Source organism: Azospirillum sp. (assembly GCF_050789165.1).
The window spans coordinates 1-2,857 of sequence record NZ_JBOZRT010000004.1 but is presented as its reverse complement, the minus strand read 5'-3'; the positions used below and the strand labels follow the sequence as shown (position 1 = coordinate 2,857).

The 2,857-nt window shown below is 67.9% G+C and carries 2 protein-coding genes; both read right to left on the bottom strand.

Annotation, left to right across the window (positions count from 1 at the left end; translation table 11 throughout):
- Positions 1 to 147: 147 nt before the first annotated feature.
- Positions 148 to 744, bottom strand: coding sequence for a formate dehydrogenase FDH3 subunit beta (gene fdh3B, locus ACRWK7_RS00120; protein ID WP_431854128.1), 597 nt, complete (start codon positions 742 to 744; stop codon positions 148 to 150).
- Between the two features lie 17 nt (positions 745 to 761).
- Positions 762 to 2,857: formate dehydrogenase subunit alpha (locus ACRWK7_RS00115; RefSeq protein ID WP_431854127.1), on the bottom strand; the 2,096-nt coding region annotated here is incomplete at its 5' end.

The following is a 2,857-nucleotide window of genomic DNA, read 5'->3' as shown; positions in this document are numbered from 1 at the left end:
CCCGGCGAGCAGCCCCGCCGCCGCAGCCAGCGCGGCGCCGACGACCAGGAGGCGCGTGATGGACTTGGTGGTCATTGTGTTCCCCCCTCGGACTCGCAGCCCCCACCCCGGCCCTCCCCCACCGTGGGTGGGGGAGGGAGGAGAGGACTACGACCCCGACTTCATCTGGTACGCCGTGCCCCAGCCCCAGGCGCCGGAGCCGAAGCCGCGCGCCACGACGCGCTCGCGGTAGATGTCCGACACGCGGTCGCCGTCGCCGGCGAGCAGCGCCTTGGTGGAGCACATCTCCGCACACAGCGGCAGCTTGCCCTCGGCGATGCGGTTGCGGCCGTACTTCTTGTATTCGGCCTCGGAGTTGTCGGGCTCCGGTCCACCAGCGCAGAAGGTGCACTTGTCCATCTTGCCGCGGGTGCCGAAGTTGCCGGCCTGCGGGTACTGCGGCGCGCCGAACGGGCAGGCGTAGAAGCAATAGCCGCAGCCGATACACAGGTCCTTGTTGTGCAGGACGATGCCCTCGGCGGTCTGATAGAAGCAGTCCACCGGGCACACCGCCTTGCACGGCGCGTCGGAGCAGTGCATGCAGGCCACCGAGATGGAGCGCTCGCCCGGCTTGCCGTCGTTGATGGTCACGACGCGGCGGCGGTTGATGCCCCAGGGCACCTCGTGCTCGTTCTTGCAGGCGGTGACGCAGGCGTTGCACTCGATGCAGCGGTCCGCGTCGCACAGGAATTTCATGCGGGCCATGTCTTGCTCTCCCTGCCTCAGGCCGCCGAGATCCGGCACAGCGTGACCTTGGTTTCTTGCATCTGGGTGACCGAGTCGTAGCCGTAGGTCGTGGCGGTGTTCGCCGCCTCGCCCAGCACGATGGGGTCGGCACCCTGCGGGTAGCGCCCGCGCCGGTCCTCGCCCTGGAACCAGCCACCGAAGTGGAAGGGCATGAAGGCCACGCCCTTGCCGACTCGCTCGGTCACCATGGCCTTGACCTTGACCTTGCCGCGCTCCGGCCCCTCGACCCAGACCATCTGCCCGTCCTTGAGGCCGAGGTTGTTGGCGTCGGCCGGGTTGATCTCGACGAACATGTCCTGCTGCAGCTCGGCCAGCCAGGGGTTCGACCGGGTCTCGTCGCCGCCGCCCTCGTACTCGACCAGACGGCCGGAGGTGAGGATGATCGGGAACTCCTTCGACACGTCGCGGTCCTGGATCGACTTGTAGAGCGTCGGCAGGCGCCAGGACTTGGTGTCCTTGTAGGTCGGGTAGCTGGCCACGAGGTCGCGGCGGTTGGTGTACAGCGGCTCGCGGTGCACCGGCACCGGGTCCGGGAAGTTCCAGGCGATGGCGCGCGCCTTGGCGTTGCCCGGCGGGGCGATGCCGTGCTTGATCGCCACGCGCTGGATGCCACCGGACAGGTCGGTGGTCCAGCTGACCGCGCCGATCTTGTCGCCGCCGATCTTGGAAATGACGGCCATCTCGGCTTCCGTCAGGTCCTTGTCCCAGCCCAGCTTCTGAAGCATGGCCATGGTGACTTCGGGATAGCCGTCCTTGATCTCCGAACCGACCGGATAGGCGCCCTCCGCCAGCAGCGTGACGCCGTTGCGCTCGACGCCGAAGCGGGCGCGGAAGGCGCCGCCGCCCTCGGCCACCGGCAGCGAGTTGTCGTACAGGTTGGCCGAGCCCGGATGCCTGATCTCCGGCGTGCCCCAGCACGGCCAGGGCAGGCCATAGAAGTCGCCGTCCGCAGGTCCGCCGTTGGCGCGCAGCGTGGTCCTGTCGAACGTCGCCTGGTGCTGCATGTGCAGCTTCATGCGCTCCGGCGACTGGCCGGTGTAGCCGACCGCCCACATGCCGCGGTTCCATTCCCGCGTGAGGTCCTCGATGGAGGGGACGTTGCCGTCGACCTTGATCGCCTTGAACATCGGCTCGGCAAAGCCGAATTTCTTGGCGAACAGGTACATGATCTCGTGGTCGGTCTTCGCCTCGAACAGCGGCTCCATGACCTTGAAGCTCCACTGCACAGAGCGGTTGGACGCGGTGCGCGAGCCGTCGGTCTCCAGCTGCGTGGCGGCGGGCAGCAGGTAGACGCCGTCCTTCCGGTTGTGCAGCACGGCCGTCATGGTCGGATACGGGTCGATGACGACCAGGACGTCCAGCTTCTCCATCGCCTTCTGCATCTCGGGCAGACGGGTCTGGCTGTTCGGCGCGTGGCCCCAGAACACCATGCCCTTGATGCTGTCGGGCTGGTCCATGTTCTCCTTGGCCTCGAGGACGCCGTCGAACCACCGCGACACGGTGATGCCCGACGACTCCATCAGCTTCTTGTCCTTGAAGCGGCCGAGGAAATAGTCGTACGGCACGTCCCAGACGCGCGCCCAGTGCCGCCACGCCCCCTCGGCGAGACCGTAGTAGCCGGGCAGCGTGTCGGAGGTGACGCCGAAGTCGGTGGCGCCCTGCACGTTGTCGTGGCCGCGGAAGATGTTGGCGCCGCCACCGGCCACGCCGATGTTGCCCAAGGCGAGCTGCAGCACGCAGTAGGCGCGGGTGTTGTTGTTGCCGACGTGGTGCTGGGTGCCGCCCATGCACCAGACCAGCGTGCCCGGCCGGTTCGAGGCCAGCGTGCGCGCCACGCGCTTCACCTGGCTGCCCGGAACGCCGGTGACCTTCTCCACCTCCTCGGGCGTCCACTTGGCGACTTCGGCGCGGATCTCGTCCATGCCGTAGACGCGCTTGGCGATGTAATCCTTGTCCTCCCAGCCGTTCTCGAAGACGTGCCAGAGGATGCCCCAGATCAGCGGCACGTCGGTGCCGGGACGGAAGCGGATGTACTCGTCGGCCTTGGCGGCGGTGCGGGTGAAGCGCGGGT

Bases quoted from the DNA above. Each gene is read 5' to 3' on its own strand.
- fdh3B (WP_431854128.1), bottom strand. From the start codon at position 744: ATGGCCCGCATGAAATTCCTGTGCGACGCGGACCGCTGCATCGAGTGC.